Source organism: Ferdinandcohnia sp. GQ5 (assembly GCF_059759275.1).
Map to the genome: position 1 here is coordinate 22965 of NZ_JCAXEW010000002.1, position 16060 is coordinate 39024.

Genomic DNA, 16060 nt, shown 5'->3' on the forward strand with positions numbered 1-16060 from the left:
AGATTATTGCTTTTAAATATAGGGTTATTTCCGCTCCTGGTACTCGCTTTCCGCGGGCGATCCGCAAGCCTCCTCGCTTCACTGCGGGGTCTCGCCTGGCTCGCTATTCCCGCAGGACGTTGAATTTACTTCCTTGAACATACACCGCACGAAGAAAATGCCAGCATTTTCGAGGATCTCGTACATCCACTGAAATCACTGGATGTAAATAATATATCCTTTGTTTAATCGGAACAAAATAGCAACAAAGTTTACGAAAAACCCATTTTATAACAATAATAGACCAATCGTGATTGGAATGAAGCTATAAAAGAGAATCATGACACAGAATCCCATAATATCACGAATATGCAAGCCTGCAATTGCTAAAGCAGGCAAGGCCCAGAACGGTTGAATCATATTGGTCCAGGCATCTCCCCATGCAACACCCACTGCTGTTTTCGCGAGGTCCGCATTAATGGCAGCCGCTGCCTCGATCATAATTGGTCCTTGAACGGCCCACTGGCCACCACCTGATGGAACGAATACGTTGATTAATCCCCCACTGAGGAATGAGAAAAATGGTAAAGTCTGAGCATTTGCAAAAGAGACGAACCATAATGCCATTTCCTGAGAAAGCCCTGATAAGGTAACCATTCCCATAATTCCTGCGTAGAACGGGAATTGAATGATAATTCCCCCTGCATTTTTGACTCCGTTTGTGACCGTGTCTAAAAACTGTTTCGGTGTTTTATGCAACATGATTCCTAAGAATAAGAAAATAAAGTTTACGATATTAATATTTAAATCAAAGCCCTTGGTAACAAAATGATAGACGATAAAGCCCAAACCCATGATACCGATTAACATCGAGACAGTCACACTGTTTTCAATTTTTTCGGCTGGTGTCGATGGATTAGTTGATTTAATTATATTCGGTGTGTCATCCGGCAGCTTCCATCCGGATCGATCTTGGTCGAGTGTATTTGAATTTCTCATCAAATAACGGTTAAACAATGGTAATGTAATGACTAGGGCTGCCACAATAAAGAGATTGGCTGGACTAAAAAGGGTTTCACTTACTGGAATGACTCCCATTTTATCTTCTAAAAAATGTCCAGAGGTTGCAACCGTCAATGGAATGGAACCAGACAGTCCTCCATGCCAAACTAAAAATCCACTATATGCTCCAGCTACTAAAATACGAAAATCTGCAGATGGTACTTGCCTTGCTACATGGATAGCAAATAAGGCCCCTACGACTAGACCGAAACCATAGTTGATTAAACAAGCAATTGCTGACACAAAAGTGACAAGCATAACTGCTTGGGCCGGTGTTTTCGCCAAATTACTCAATTTACCTAGAAAGTTCTTGATAATAGGTGCATTCGCTAATACATACCCCGTTACAACGACAAGAGCCATTTGCATGGTAAAGGCGAGTAAATCCCAAAACCCAGTTCCCCAATGTGAAACCATCTCAACGGGTCCGCTTTCTGTAAACAAGATGCCTAATACGAACACTAAAAAGGTAAGAATAATCGCAAAAATAAAGGCATCAGGAAGAAAACGTTGAACCAATCGGACAAAGAAATTTGTTATCGCTTTCATTTCTTCACTCCCTTAGTCATTATTTGCTACAGTATATTCTTAGTAGTTTTTGAATATGAAAAAGGCCTGTATTTCCTTACTTTAGTTACATTTCATTATCAAGAAAAGTAGGTATTTACTCCTTCTTTCAGAAGTGAACTTAAAAAAGGCCTCTTCCAAATCGGAAGAGACCTTAAGAATGATAACGAACGTTTAATTTATATTAAATTACATTGGGCCTATTCTTGTATAATATTGACCAAGTCATTGTCGCTAACCATGCACTATCCATTGTTATTCAATCAGACTACACTGACTGCATCTTTTGCTTGAATAATGGAAGAATAAAGACGACACCGATTAAGAATAAGATTCCGGATGCTAGGTAAACTCCAGATAAGGTAAGCGCTCCTTTCAGCAAACCAGACATAGACATACCGATGACCATCATCCCCATGAACATTGGGTTCAATACGCCATTCACTCGCCCTACAAAGTTTTCTTCTGTATTACTCAAGATTAACGTGTTGATTCCAATATGAATACATGGCAGGAATAAACCGTTAATGAATTGAAGTGCGATAGTCAGTCCAGGGCTATGAGAGTAACCAATTCCTACAGTCGCAACAACACTTACTAAAATCCCTATTGACAACAGCTTTTGAGGTGTCACTTTTTTGGACAGCGCAAAAATGACACCACCTCCAATCAGCATTCCAATTCCGCTTGCCATTAGCAACCATTGGATAAAATCCTTAGGCATGTTCAAGTTTTCTATGGCAACAAAGATTGCTAACGGTTGGACCAATCCGACTGCCAACCCACAGGCTGCAAATATCGCACCCATTGATTTCAAAACTGGGTGGTTTAACACATAACGGAAGCCGTCCATAAGCTCCTTCTTGAAATCCGGTTGTGTATCCGTTTTTTCCTTTTCTAAATCCTTAGGCAAGGATAGTAAAACGACTGCAGAAAGGAGGAACATGACGCCCATGACTCCAATAGAAGTGTATATCCCAAATTTCTGATATACGAATGTTCCAATAAGCGGACCGATAACCATGAAAATCGCCATGAGTGATTGGAACATAGCCATGACAGACTGCAACTGTTCTTCAGGTACGTGCTGTTTGAACAAACGCATTGCAGAAGGCATGGAAAACTGTGAAAGAATTGCGGAAACCAATGTGGCAAAGAATATCACATACCACGAACCATAAAGCAATGTAAGTAATACGACAAATATCGAAACAGCTGACAACAAATCACACCAGACCATTGTCAACTTTGGTTTCCATCTATCCGCAAAGGTTCCTCCGATAAAAGAAAAGATGAAAATCGGGGCGAACTCAGCTACTGAAATAAGAGATACATATACCGGATCATTATTTGTAATGTCGGTCACATATAAAAGTATTGCAAAGTTACGTATCCAAATCCCTAGTTGCAGTAAGAAATTTGAACTCATGATCGATAGAACAATCCGATTTGAGAATATGTTGCTTGAAGGCTTCGCCTGCACGCCTTTACCTTTTGTCATTCCCATAAAACACTGCCTCTCATTTATAAAATTTTTTCATATCCAGACTCCTACTATAGTACCACGCCCCCCGCTTTGATGGGTAGAGTAATTATGAATCTAGAAAACTTTTTACAGCTGACAAAAAGCCGTGTAAATTGTCATCATGAACAAAATGCCCAGCAGACTCTATCGTCACAAATTCACATTTCGGAATTATCTTAGATACTTCCTCCAATTTATGCTGAGGAATATGACTAGACCCACCACCTAAAAGGAGCGTCGGCATAGTAATATCAGTAAGTCGAAACCACCATTCGGGATTAGGTTCATTAAGTTGCTGCAGTATCGATGGTACAACCTCCCAATCTAACGGTAGAATATCAGCAGGTTTAGAAGGAATCTCGATCGGCTTTCCTTGAAAAGGTGGTGGTGTGTCTTCAACAATTAACCGTTCAATCCTTGTCGGAAATGTTTCCGAGAAAAGATAGGCTACTGTTCCGCCCATCGAATGACCCATTAGAATGAACCTTTCTAGATTCATAGCATTGGCAAAATGAAGTAAGTCTTCACTCATCAGTTCAAAACTGTATTTACTAGTTCTTGCACTCCCACCGTGCCCCCGTTGATCTAAAGCTAATACACGGTAATTTTCTCCTAATACCGCAGCCACTTGATTCCAAGATTCTGCACTTGTTCCCAGTGCGTGAAGTGCAACAATCGGTGGTGAAGTTGGTTCCCCAGTCTCTCGATATTGAAAAGTAAGTCCATTCAATTTAATTTGATTTACCCGTGTTTCCATCTCCAACCCACTCCTTTGTAGGATTTCATTATTTGAAACGCGTTTTATTTAATGTCTCTAATTACAAAATTCCCTGATAATCTGCTGCTTTAATTCCTCTATTGGAAACTTCTGTGGATAGGTTGCAATCATCAACATGATCCCTTGTAGCACAGAAGAAAAATATAACGACCGTCTCCTCGGTTCACTTTCTCCCATTCTTTCAAATATTTTACATTGCAATTCAAACAGTCGCGCGTTCTCTTCGATTATGAGACGACTGTATTTAATCAAATCTACATCAGCCTCTGGTTGAGTTTGAAGGTGAAGATAAAACCGATGGACTTCAGGATTTTTGTGAATATTGTCAATGGCTCCATTCACAATGGATGTTAGCTGTTCTTTAGGTGTTTCTAGGGAGAAAGCTTCTGACATGACTTCAGCCACTTCCCCAATTCTATCCTTAACCATTTCAGAAAGCAGTTCTTCCTTTCCTTTGTAATAGTTATAGAGTAATCCTTTCGAAAACCTCGCATGTTTCGCTATATCACTTATCGAAGTTGCGTAATATCCTTGTTTCATAAATAACTCCATCGCTGCAGCGCGTATTTTTTCTATCGTTGCTTGGCGTATACGTTCATTCTCTTCGGGTGTACGAGGCATTTTTACTTCCATCCTTTATAAATGTAGTGATATCTTGATATAAAACTTTAGCATGAGTGAGGGGTATCATGTGATCGGCATCCTTAATTTCGATAAAACGGATGTTTGGAACCTTTTTAAATTCTTCAGCAACTCGAAAATTATCTGCTACATCCAGTTTGCCAATCATAAATAATGTTTTAGTTTTTAATTCTCCTAATCGTCCCACCGCTGGCGGCTGCGGCCAATCCATACAGAAATCTGCAGGCCACTTAAGCATTCGCTCGAAGTGTTGCCTGAGCATTTGAACAATGAGATCTTTTTGCGGAGTACGAATCACCACTTGATAGGTTGGTGAATAAAGGGCAAGCTCTAACATCTTATCTATATTTGGGGCAGCTTCTATTATTTTGTTATGATATTGTTCAAACTCTTTAGAATAGATAAAACCAGTTAACGAGGGGGCAATTAATACAAGCTTTGATACTCTTTCAGGGTAAGTAAGTGCTAAATCAGTTGCAATTTGTCCGCCCATAGAATGGCCGATAAGTGTTGCTTGTTTAAGTTCAAGGTAATCCAACAGTGACCGTACATCTTCAACATAGTTTGTATGTTTTATAGGGTTTGGTGACTCGCCTGCACCTCGGCCATCAAAAGCAATCACCTTGTAATGCTTAGACAAAAAGGGTATCAATAAACTCCACAGTCTTCTATCTGACCCACCACTATGAATAAGAACAACAGGATGACCATTACCAGTAATCTCAAAAGATAAATCCATTACAACCCCTCCCCATTCTACAGAACTTTCCACATTATTTTATTATTGAATGAACGGTTAGTCAATGAAAAATTAAATTTAAATTTTGAATCATCTGAAATTTAACTTCTCTTCTCCGTAGCGCTCTAATACCCTATCACACCAAGGCGCCGACCCTTTTTCTCGAGTATGGATGTATTAGAAAACTTGAAGTAAAAAAGGCCTCTTCCAAAACGGAAGAGACCTTTAAATTATACGATTTAAAGTTTCTTTAAGATTTCTTTAATAAATGCTGGCTCGTCTTTAGGTGTACGAGACGTAATGATATTTCCGTCAACCACTACCTCTTGGTCTAAGAATGTTGATCCAGCGTTTTTCAAATCATCTCGAATTCCAATGTACGAAGTTGCGCTTACCCCTTTTAGGATATCGGCACTAATCATGACTTGTGGTCCATGACAAATACCCGCAATCACTTTTCCTTGTTCATTGGCTTGTTTTACAAATTGTACGACTTCATCATTGACGCGAAGTGCCTCTGGAGCAGAGCCACCAGGAATAATAACTGCATCATAGTCGTCAGCCTTTACTTCACTTATGGAAAGGTCAGAAGTATAAGAGACTGTACCTTTCTTCCCTTTAAGTTCTACACCTTTTTCAATTCCAACTACAACAGTTTCGTGACCCGCTTCACTCACTGCATCATAAGGATTCTTCATCTCTGAATCTTCATAGCCATTATCAAGTAAAACTTTGGATCAAGGCTTACTTCACTGCCAAATCCAGCGATAACTATTACTGTTCCACTACGTTTTACACTTGAAAATGCACTAGTGAACGTTGGTTGGGCGCCTGCTGCTTCGAATGCAACATCAACACCTGTTCCTGTCACTGCATTTATCTTATCAACAGCATCTTCATTCAAAGGATTAATTACGTATGTAGCACCTAATTCTTTTGCTTTTTGTAATCTTTCTTCTGATATATCGATTACAAATGTTTCGGAAGCTCCAGCGGCTTGTGCACATAAAAGTGTTAATAGACCGATAGGACCTGCCCCATAAATAGCTGCAGATTCTCCAACTTTCAAACCACTTTTACGTACAGCATGGAAAGCAACAGCAGTTGGTTCTACAAGTGCTCCTTCTTCGAGAGTCATATTTTCTGGTAATTTATGAAAATACTTTTCATCTGCAACTGCATATTCAGCAAATCCACCATCTCCCGCTAAACCTAGGAAACCTACATTTGCTACTTCACACAGATTATATGACCCTTTTCGACAAGATTCACATTCACCACAATATAGCATTGGTTCAATTGCAACATGATTTCCAACAGAAACAGTTGTTACACCCTCTCCTACTTCCGTAACTGTACCAGCAAATTCATGCCCTAGAACTAATGGAACTTTACGTTTGGAAATAGGGTGTTCTTCATAAGCAAGAGCAAGACCGTGATGATATGCATGTAAATCACTACCACAAATTCCAGTCCATGCTACTTTTACTTTCACCTTACCCTGTGTCACTTCTGCAATTTCTACATCCTCAATTCGAACATCTTTTTCACCATAGATTACTGCAGCTTTCATCCATGCTCACGTCCTTATATTTTTTGTACGCTTTCATTATTTTAAAGCATAATAGAGTTTTGAAATAATAGCTCACACTAAAATTTTGTATTTTAAATTTAACTTGCATGATTTCTTACTTTAGACCGAAACCTTGTCTAATAATAAAATCTTTTATATTTGGTCTTCTGGAACTGCTAAAATACTTAGACATCTGTTTAGTCCAGCCCTCTTTTCGGGTTCCATTAGTTCTTCTATTATAATAGTCTGCCGATATCTCTTCATATTCCCGTAATCCATCTATAAGTTTATCAACATTATAATATTCTTTATGAACAACAACGTGTTGTGGAAGTCGAGGTTTTTGCCATACATCCTGTGCGGGAAAGCCTAGACACATTCCCATAAGTGGAATTGTATATTTTGGTAATTTAAGTAAAGTTGAAACCTCTCGTAGGTCATTACGAATTCCACCAATCATAACGCCACCCAGACCCAAGGATTCTGCAGCAATCATAACATTTTGCGCTGCCAAAGCAGTATCAATACAACCAACAAAAAGACTGTCCATTTCTCCTATATCAAAATTTGTATTATGCATATCCGTTGTAACTTTTAACCGAAAGAAATCAGCACAAAAAACTAGAAAAACGGGGCACTCTTTTACATATCCCTGTCTAGCACATATTTCAGATAACTTTTGTTTTTTCATTTTATCTTTAACAACTATAATACTGTACGCCTGTACATTATGAGAGGATGGTGCACACTGAGCAGAATCAAATAATTGTTTTAACATATCATCGGGGATTGGTTCGTCGGTGTATTTTCTAATGGAACGATGGTTTTGCATCAACTTTGTCACTTCATTCATAGATAACAAAGTAACCTCCTGTTCTTTAAGAAGATTATTAATTAGTGAATAATTTTATTCCTTTTCTGTTTTTCGACATGCTTTCGAAAATAATCAACAACCGATTTTCCAATTGAAAAAGACGCTGTTGCAGCAGGTGAGGGTGCGTTACACACATGAATACTCTTCTGTCCATGCACAAAATAAAAATCATCCAAAAGCTTTCCATCTCTCGAAAGTGCCTGAGCCCTAACTCCTGCCGGGGCTGATTCCAAATCACCTTCTTCAATGTCTGGTATCAACCTTCGGGCATCCTTGATAAATGCTTTCTTACTAACCGATCTAATAAATTCATTTACACCTTCTTTCCAGTATTTCCCCCCCAATTTCCATACTCCAGGAAATGATATCATCTCCAAAAACTCTTTTATTTCAAAAGAAGTTTTATAATACCCCTCTCTCTTAAAACTTAAAATTGCATTAGGTCCAACTTCTACATCCCCTCCAATCATTCGTGTAAAATGAACCCCCATAAATGGAAATTCCGGGTTCGGAACTGGATATATTAAGTTTTTAACCAAATAATGTTTATCTTTTTTTAATTTATAATATTCTCCTCGAAATGGTACAATCTTCAGTTTTTTATTCTTGCTCATCACAAACTTTGCAACATGATCACTATATAATCCAGCACAATTAATAACATAGTGAGATTCATAACTATTAGTTTCTGTTACAATTGTAACCATGTCTTCCCGTTCAACGATGTTTTTTACCTTCTGATTAAGCAATAAGTCATGTTCACACTCTTTTAATAAAGATACTATTTTTTCACAAACCACTTTGTAATTAATGATTCCAGCTTCAGGAACGTGTATTGCTTTTAATCCATTTGCATGAGGTTCTAACTCCATTAGTTCTTCTCGCTGAAGCATTTTAACTTTTAAACCATTAGCCTTTCCTTGTTCAAAAAGTTTTTCTAAGCGTGGAATTTCCTCATTCTTTGTAGCAACAATTACCTTTCCGCAAATTTCATGTTCTATTCCATGTTTAGCAGAAAATCGTACAATCGCTTCCTTGCCTTCTCTTGTAAATTTAGATTTAAAACTTCCTGGCTTATAATAAATCCCAGAATGGATAACACCACTATTTCGACCTGTTTGGTGTTTAGCCCATGAGTCTTCTTTTTCTAACACTAGTATTTTACTTTGAGGATAACATTCCATAAATGATAATGCAGTGGTCAATCCAACTATACCACCACCTATTATTGTAAAATCATACATAATTCGTTCACCTTCATTCTTTAAAATGTTATAAACAAAATAAATATAGGGGTTTTTAGTAAAAACCCCTACAAACCGCTTTGGATGAATAAAATAAATTTAGTTATTGCCAACATACTTAGGTAATTCTCCTGATCTTACTCGGTTTATATTATCAAAACCCATTTCAATAACTCTATTAAATGTATCAACAGTACCTCCACCAATATGAGGTGTCGAAATAACATTATCTAACGTTAGTAAAGGGTTATCCAGTGAAATAGGTTCTTCTTCCCATGCGTCAATTGCTGCACCAAGAATAAGACGGTCTTTAAGACTATAGTAAAGGTCTTTTTCATTTACCACTCCACCACGTGCAACATTAATTAAAATAGCATTTTTTTTCATCTTTATTATGTTACTCATATTTATTAATCCCTTTGTTTCTGGTAAAAGAGGGACATGTAAGCTAATTATGTCTGAAACTTTTAATACCTCTTCAAGGCTAGCATACTGTGCATTAAGTTCCTTTTCTTTGTCATCAGATAACCTTCTAGTATCGTAATAGACAATTTTTGTTCCGAAGGCATATGATCTCTTGGCAGTTTCATACCCTATGTTTCCCATACCTATTAGTCCATGGGTTTTTCCGAGCATTTCATATGAAGAAGAACGGAACTCCCAGGAGAGCCATTTTCCTTCTTTTGTTGCTCGGTCTAATTCTACTAATCTTCGGTAAAGAGCTAAAATGAATAATATTGTTAGCTCTGAGACGCTTGTTGAATTTCCACCAGGTGTATTAGAAACAGGTACAGATAAATTTTTAGCAGTCTCTAGGTCTATATTGTCTAGACCAATTCCGATCTTTTGAATAAATTTTAACCTTTTTGCTGATAGAAGAATTTTTTTATCTATTTTAAATGCTGTCAACATAAAATATTCGGCTTGACTTATTGCTTGTTCTTTTTGTTTAACTGTGAGTTCATTCCAAAAATATAGTGATATATCGGAAGGAACCCTTTCAAGAATCAACTTTTTAAGATTATCTGATATATCATCAAAGTATATAACCTTTTCCATAATATCCCACCAAACTATAATTACAAGGATTTTTTATTAAGTAGCTATGCTTTCAACTTAAGATTAGAAGTTCTCTTTGAAAGTTCCAATATAGAATGAAGCATTACATTTGCACCAATCTCTATTTCCTCCCAAGAGGTGAATTCATCAGGATGATGACTTAGTCCATCCTTACTAGGAATGAATATCATTCCGACATCCGTAATACCCGTTAAGGAGTTTGCATCATGATTAGCCCCACTAACGATATATTGATAGTCCACATTCAAATTATTACAGGCATAATCAATTACTTTTTGTACATTCTTAGATAAGGAACTCGGTCGTTTTTGAACACCTTCTTCTATCTCTACATCAAAACTATCTATCATCCAGTCTTTTAATTCTCGTTCAAATTTTTTCAGTTCTTCCCAGTCGCTTCCTCTTATTTCTATCGTTAACTGAACATCACCTGGTACCACATTTTCTGAATTCGGGTGTACTTCCATCTTTCCAACTGTAGCCACGATATCACTGTTTAAGTTTGTTGCAAGATTGTTAACCTGCAAAACTATAGATGATGCTGATAATAAGGCATCGTTTCTTAACTTCATAGGTGTTGTACCAGAATGACTTGCCTTTCCCTTGACTCGAACATGCATTCTTGATATGCCTGCAATAGAAGTTACGATACCGACTTGTTTTTTATTTGTTTCCAACACACTTCCTTGCTCAATATGTAATTCTAAAAAAGAAATAAAATCTTCACTACTTTTTCGTGCTTCTTTTATATTTTCAAATGTATACCCGAACTTTTCCAGAATTGAATCTGGTATTCCCCCATCATTTATTAGGCCACCAATGGCTCTACTTCCAAACGTACCACCTAAGGGGTTTGCTTCTTCTCCGATGAAACAAATTAACTCCAATGGATTCCCATCATACCCATTTTCACGTAGGGTTCTCAAACATTCCAATCCAATAATGACACCAAGGGCACCATCATAGAGACCACCGTTTTTTACAGTATCCAGATGTGAACCAAAGGCAATTGCAGGTTGTTCTGTACTACCTAACCTACCAAATACATTACCGACAGAATCTACGGACACTGACAGGCCAATTTTAATTAACTCTTCTTTTAACCACTCCATTGCTTGTTTCTCTTCCATAGAAAAAGCTAAGCGATTATAACCCTTGTTTACTGAATTAATAGAACCTACTTTCAACAAATCTTGTTTTATTCTATCGATATTAATTTTTTGATTACTCATTTTCACTCACCTTTATTAATGAAAAAGTATTGACCCATTCTATAATAGATGTGTAAGTTTCCAACTCAAATGTACTTTGCATCAGATTTACTAATAAATTGGATGGATAATGATCTTGGAGCATAGAATTGTACTTTTCCACTAGTTTTTCTTTTTCAAATGGAAGACTATATTCACCGCTCGCTGTATATACTGTATTACTTTTTTGTCGGTTGTCCTTAAATCTGATTGTGACCCGTGTAGTTCTATTTTTAGGGAGCATTGCAGTGAGTTCTGAGCTCTCTAGAACTGTAATCTTTGTTGATAACGATTGGATAGAAGAGTTGAACAATATATGATTCTTATTAGTATTATATAAACTCGTTCCATGTAATAATGTTGATAGCATAAATGGGATTGAAAATTTTGCTTCTAAAGGTGTTTGTGGAATAGGGTTCTTACATCTTGCTGCCAAGCTAAATGTTTCTACTGTAATCTCTTGTATATCTTCAATTTCTATTGGACCTTCTCTTATTAGATTATTCAAAGCATCTATAGCACCATGTGTAAAACGACAAGAAGGATATAATTTAAAATAGTTTTTTTCAACTAGAGGTGGTGAAAACAATTCTTCAAACAGCTTCAGATCATCAAATCCATCAGACATAATGTTACTCCAGATATCATCTACAACATGAGTTGAACTTTTAAATCCGTAGCTTTGTAATTCAAGGGCTTCGTATGCTAGGTAATTACCGATCCCAGTATAAAGATTTCTAGCGGTAATGCCTTTTTCTGCTGCCTCCCATGTAGTTGCAATGGGTAGAGTAGCAGATAGCATTGCAGCTTCAACAATATCCTCATTTTTCTTTTTAGCTAAGATCCCTGCTGCAACTGTTCCCCCGACATTTCCCCATGTACCATGTGGGTGCATGTAGTCTTTCATTCGACTGGCATAAGCTAGACGAGCACTCACCTCGTAACCAAGTATAAATGCCCGTATAAATTCAGTTCCTGTTGCATTATATTCAATAGCACTCGCTAACATGGTTGGTAATAAATGTGCTGCTGGATGACCTTTAGCAAACGTATTTCCTTCATCAAGTTCATTAGATACAATCGCTGTACCGTGAATAATCGTGCTGTTTTTTATGGATGTCTGTATATTAGTCCCCATGATTGGTATGGTATTGTCCTGTGAATCAGCTTTATTCCTTAGTCTATTAATATAATTTTGCAGAGGTTCTTCCGTTTTAATCCCGTATAGCCCTGCTACAATTGTATCGATTATGATCCACTTTGCCTTTGTAATTGTATCTTCTGAAAAGTTATCTTTTTTTAGTAATTGAGATAAGAAATCTTTAAACGTATTGGACATTTGAATCCCTCCTACTATTCAGCAGCAGAACCTTTTACAAATTTTCCATAACCAGGATTAACAACAATATTTTGACCGTCATATACAGTTTTTCCTCTCACAATAGTTTGAACAACCTTACCTTTGCCTTCACGATTGTGGAAAGGAGAAGAATCTGAGTATGAGTAAAATTTTGATGCGTCTATCTTCCAGGTATCATTAGGGTCAATAACCATAAAGTCCGCATCGTATCCTACTGTAATTTTTCCTTTATTCCTGATACTAAATGTTTCTGCTGGATGCTGTGACATCAATTTAGCAAACTGAACTGGACTTAAACCACGTTTTGAAACTATACTGTCAAACATAAGTGGTACAATAATTTGCAAACCTGTCGTTCCAGAGGCAGCTTTAAATATATTGTCATTTCCAACCGTTTTCTGTTCTTTTTGCCAAGGCACATGGTCTGATGAAATTAAATCAATCTTTTCGTTTTTTAAACGCTCCCACAGTAATTCAACATCTTCACGTTCACGTAAAGGTGGATTAATTTTTGCTTCAGGACCATATTCCTCTAAATCATTTACATCCAGTAGTAAATATGAATAACATGTTTCTGCGGATACTTTAACACCTTGAGCTTTAAAATATTGAATTAAATCGATAGTTCGAGGGTGACTTACATGTACAATATGTAATTTTGCATTCGTCCAATACGCAAATTCCATTAAAGGAAGAACACTACTTGTTTCTGTTACAGGTGGCCTCGTTTCCATATGGGCCCTTGGATACACTTTATTATTATTTTCATATTCTTTTATAAGATCTTTTATGATTTCATCATTTTCTGAGTGGAATGCAACTAAAATGTCCAAATCACTTAATATTTTCATAGCTTTTAGAATTTCTGAGTCAGGAATTTTAGGAAAACGATATTCATCAGTCTCAAATGTAGACATCTTGAATGACATTGCTCCTGCTTTTGCTAAAGGAATAATTTGTTCTGTACCATGTTTTTTAGAAATTGTTCCCCATAGACCAATGTCTACAATTGCTTCCTGCTCAAGGGATTCTACTTTTTTCTTAAATTGATCTACATTGTTTACAGGATTAGGTAAGTCATATGGCATATCAAGAAATGTGGTTACACCTCCTGCAGCGGCTGACGAACTTGCTCTTAGAAATCCTTCCTTCGGATTACTGAAACAATGAACATGAACATCAATTGCCCCTGGGAAAACAAAATTATTTCCAACATCAATCTCTTCTTTTGAACTTAAGTGTTCATCAAAATCTGCAATTTTTTCAATTTTCCCATCGATAATCCCAATCTTGCCGTACTTTACCTTATCTTCAAGTACTATTTGCCCTTTAACAACTGTGTCATATTGTGTCATTTTGCTTTTCCCCTCTCTGTAATACTGTTACTCTAGGTAAATTATAATTACTGCCATCTACTTAAGAGAAAAAAGGTGGTAAAATACCACCCGAATTTATATTGACTTTACCATTCCACCATCAATAAGGATTGAAGAACCCGTTACATATGAACTTACATCTGATGCAATAAATGCAACAACTTTACCAAATTCCTCAGTGTCACCGTATCTTCCTAGTGGGATCGTTTTCTTGGATTCAGTTTCAACTTCTTCAACAGAAATCCCTAATTTTTCTGATTTAATTTTATCTAATGTTCTTACTCTATCTGTCAATATTCTACCAGGAGCAATTGTATTAACTAGAATATTAGAGTCTGCTAACTCGATTGATAATGTTTTAGAAAGTCCTACTACCCCCGCTCTAAAAGTATTAGATAAAAGTAATCCTGGTATTGGTTGTTTTATTGATGAGGAAGCAAGGTTTATAATTCTTCCCCATTTTTGCTCTTTCATGTATGGAAGCACTTCCCGAATAAAACGAACATAACTTAATAAATTTAAGTCAAATGCTTTATACCAATCATCATCAGAAAATTTTTCAAAATTTCCGCTTGGTGGACCACCAGCATTGTTTATTAAAATATCAACTTTACCAAACTTTTCAACAGTATACTTGATTGACTTCTCAATGTCCTCTTTCTTCGTAATATCGCAGACAACATAATCTACTTCACTATTCGTTAAAGATTGAATTTGTTTTTTAGATTCTTGAAGTTCTTTTTCATCTCTTCCTGAAATAACTACATGTGCACCTTCCTTTGCCAATTCCAATGCACAAGCTTTTCCAAGACCTTTACTTGAAGCACAAACAAATGCAACCTTATCTTTTAATCCTAAATCCATATAAATGCCCCTTTTTATTTTTGATTTGATGTCAAGCCGACATAATTAATAATTTCTTCTAATTCTTCCATAGTCTTTTGGTCAACAGGATTTCCAGGATTCCTTACAAAACTAGAATTTATAACACCTCTTAATTTAAATGTTTCTTTTCGAATTGTGACCCCACCGATACCAAGCTGTGCTTCGAATCTGATTAGCGGTAAATTTCTATAAAAGTAATCTCTTGCTTCATCTCTTCGGTTTTCTCTGAAAAGACTAAATGTTTTAACTAACACCTCAGGAAATGCAAAACCAGTCATTGTGCCAATTGCTCCTCTGTCTAATTCTTCAAAGAAATACATTCCCCCTAAACCACCATAAATCTTTAACTTATCAGTTAATTCTAGAATCTTAGTAATTTTTACAGTAGTTGGAGCCTCTTCCAACTTTACATATTTTATGTTTTGAATCTCTTCAGCAAGTCTAGCCAAGAATGCAGCTGACATTTTAACACCTGTTGTAACTGGTTCATCTTGGACGACAACAGGAATTGAAATGCTATTTGCAATATCTGCATAATGTTTGAATAAAGCTTCTTCATTTGATAAATTTCTTGGTGGCGCTATCATTACTGCATGTGCCCCTGCTTGCTCAGCCCTTTTTGATAATTCAATCCCGACATTAGTACCTTGTGAAGTACAGCCAACAATTACTGGGACTCTTCCGTTTGTATGTTCTAATACGATATCCATTACCCTGTATCTTTCACTATCAGTAAGTTTATGAACTTCACCCATGATTCCTAAGATTGTCATCCCATGAACTCCAGATTCAATATAGAAATCCGTTAAATTTTTCAGCCCATCTTCATCAATATTACCCTGATCGTCAAAGGGAGTTAGTGTAATAACGTTAATTCCATCTTTTAACATAGTATATCCTCCTTATAGGTTTCCTCCGATTAGAATTATGTATTTTGATTTTATTTGTGTATACGTTTTCATTTATCAAATAATGATAATTGATTATTATTTATCAGAGGTTAATAATATTATAAACATATATTTTCACAATTTTCAACTACCTTTTAGACTTTTCTAATTTTTCTATTAAACCAACCCACTAATTAATTAGATTTTTAATAATAAGGCAGAATAGGTTTAATGTC

15 protein-coding genes are annotated in these 16060 nt (G+C 36.5%); all 15 read right to left on the bottom strand.

Annotation, left to right across the window (positions count from 1 at the left end; all coding sequences use genetic code 11):
* Positions 1-267: 267 nt before the first annotated feature.
* Complete coding sequence (locus AC6CHV_RS02160) at positions 268-1590, bottom strand: TIGR00366 family protein (RefSeq protein WP_498077980.1); 1323 nt, start codon at positions 1588-1590, stop codon at positions 268-270.
* A gap of 286 nt (positions 1591-1876) precedes the next feature.
* Entirely contained in the window at positions 1877-3115 is a 1239-nt protein-coding gene (locus AC6CHV_RS02165; protein WP_498077981.1) for an MFS transporter, read from the bottom strand.
* Between the two features lie 85 nt (positions 3116-3200).
* Complete coding sequence (locus AC6CHV_RS02170) at positions 3201-3890, bottom strand: alpha/beta fold hydrolase (protein ID WP_498077982.1); 690 nt, start codon at positions 3888-3890, stop codon at positions 3201-3203.
* Between the two features lie 57 nt (positions 3891-3947).
* Positions 3948-4532 carry a TetR/AcrR family transcriptional regulator gene (locus AC6CHV_RS02175; RefSeq protein ID WP_341331508.1) on the bottom strand — a complete coding sequence of 195 codons (585 nt, stop codon included), beginning with the start codon at positions 4530-4532 and terminating at the stop codon, positions 3948-3950.
* Positions 4507-5292: an alpha/beta fold hydrolase gene (locus AC6CHV_RS02180; RefSeq protein WP_498077983.1), complete on the bottom strand. Its 786-nt coding sequence runs from the start codon at positions 5290-5292 to the stop codon at positions 4507-4509. The genes AC6CHV_RS02175 and AC6CHV_RS02180 overlap by 26 nt, the downstream gene beginning before the upstream one ends.
* A gap of 239 nt (positions 5293-5531) precedes the next feature.
* Positions 5532-5990, bottom strand: coding sequence for a DJ-1/PfpI/YhbO family deglycase/protease (locus tag AC6CHV_RS02185; protein WP_498077984.1), 459 nt, complete (start codon positions 5988-5990; stop codon positions 5532-5534).
* Positions 5987-6865 (bottom strand): alcohol dehydrogenase catalytic domain-containing protein, encoded by an 879-nt coding sequence (locus AC6CHV_RS02190; protein ID WP_498077985.1) that lies wholly within the window; start codon positions 6863-6865, stop codon positions 5987-5989. Before AC6CHV_RS02190 ends, AC6CHV_RS02185 begins: the two co-directional genes overlap by 4 nt.
* A gap of 115 nt (positions 6866-6980) precedes the next feature.
* The gene (gene nfsA / locus AC6CHV_RS02195) at positions 6981-7718 is read right to left on the bottom strand and encodes an oxygen-insensitive NADPH nitroreductase (RefSeq protein WP_498077986.1); all 738 of its coding nucleotides are present in this window, start codon (positions 7716-7718) and stop codon (positions 6981-6983) included.
* Between the two features lie 41 nt (positions 7719-7759).
* The gene (lhgD, locus tag AC6CHV_RS02200; protein WP_498077987.1) at positions 7760-8983 is read right to left on the bottom strand and encodes an L-2-hydroxyglutarate dehydrogenase; all 1224 of its coding nucleotides are present in this window, start codon (positions 8981-8983) and stop codon (positions 7760-7762) included.
* 99 nt (positions 8984-9082) lie between these two features.
* Positions 9083-10042 (bottom strand): NAD(P)-dependent oxidoreductase, encoded by a 960-nt coding sequence (locus AC6CHV_RS02205; protein WP_498077988.1) that lies wholly within the window; start codon positions 10040-10042, stop codon positions 9083-9085.
* A gap of 44 nt (positions 10043-10086) precedes the next feature.
* The gene (locus AC6CHV_RS02210) at positions 10087-11295 is read right to left on the bottom strand and encodes an allantoate amidohydrolase (RefSeq protein WP_498077989.1); all 1209 of its coding nucleotides are present in this window, start codon (positions 11293-11295) and stop codon (positions 10087-10089) included.
* Positions 11288-12652, bottom strand: a complete 1365-nt coding sequence (locus AC6CHV_RS02215) for an MmgE/PrpD family protein (RefSeq protein ID WP_498077990.1) — start codon at positions 12650-12652, stop codon at positions 11288-11290. Before AC6CHV_RS02215 ends, AC6CHV_RS02210 begins: the two co-directional genes overlap by 8 nt.
* 14 nt (positions 12653-12666) lie before the next feature.
* Positions 12667-14028 carry a hydantoin-5-propionate amidohydrolase gene (locus tag AC6CHV_RS02220; protein ID WP_498077991.1) on the bottom strand — a complete coding sequence of 454 codons (1362 nt, stop codon included), beginning with the start codon at positions 14026-14028 and terminating at the stop codon, positions 12667-12669.
* A gap of 96 nt (positions 14029-14124) precedes the next feature.
* Positions 14125-14913 (bottom strand): SDR family oxidoreductase, encoded by a 789-nt coding sequence (locus tag AC6CHV_RS02225; RefSeq protein WP_498077992.1) that lies wholly within the window; start codon positions 14911-14913, stop codon positions 14125-14127.
* Positions 14914-14927: 14 nt separating this feature from the next.
* Positions 14928-15824 (bottom strand): dihydrodipicolinate synthase family protein, encoded by an 897-nt coding sequence (locus AC6CHV_RS02230; protein ID WP_498077993.1) that lies wholly within the window; start codon positions 15822-15824, stop codon positions 14928-14930.
* Positions 15825-16060 lie beyond the last annotated feature (236 nt).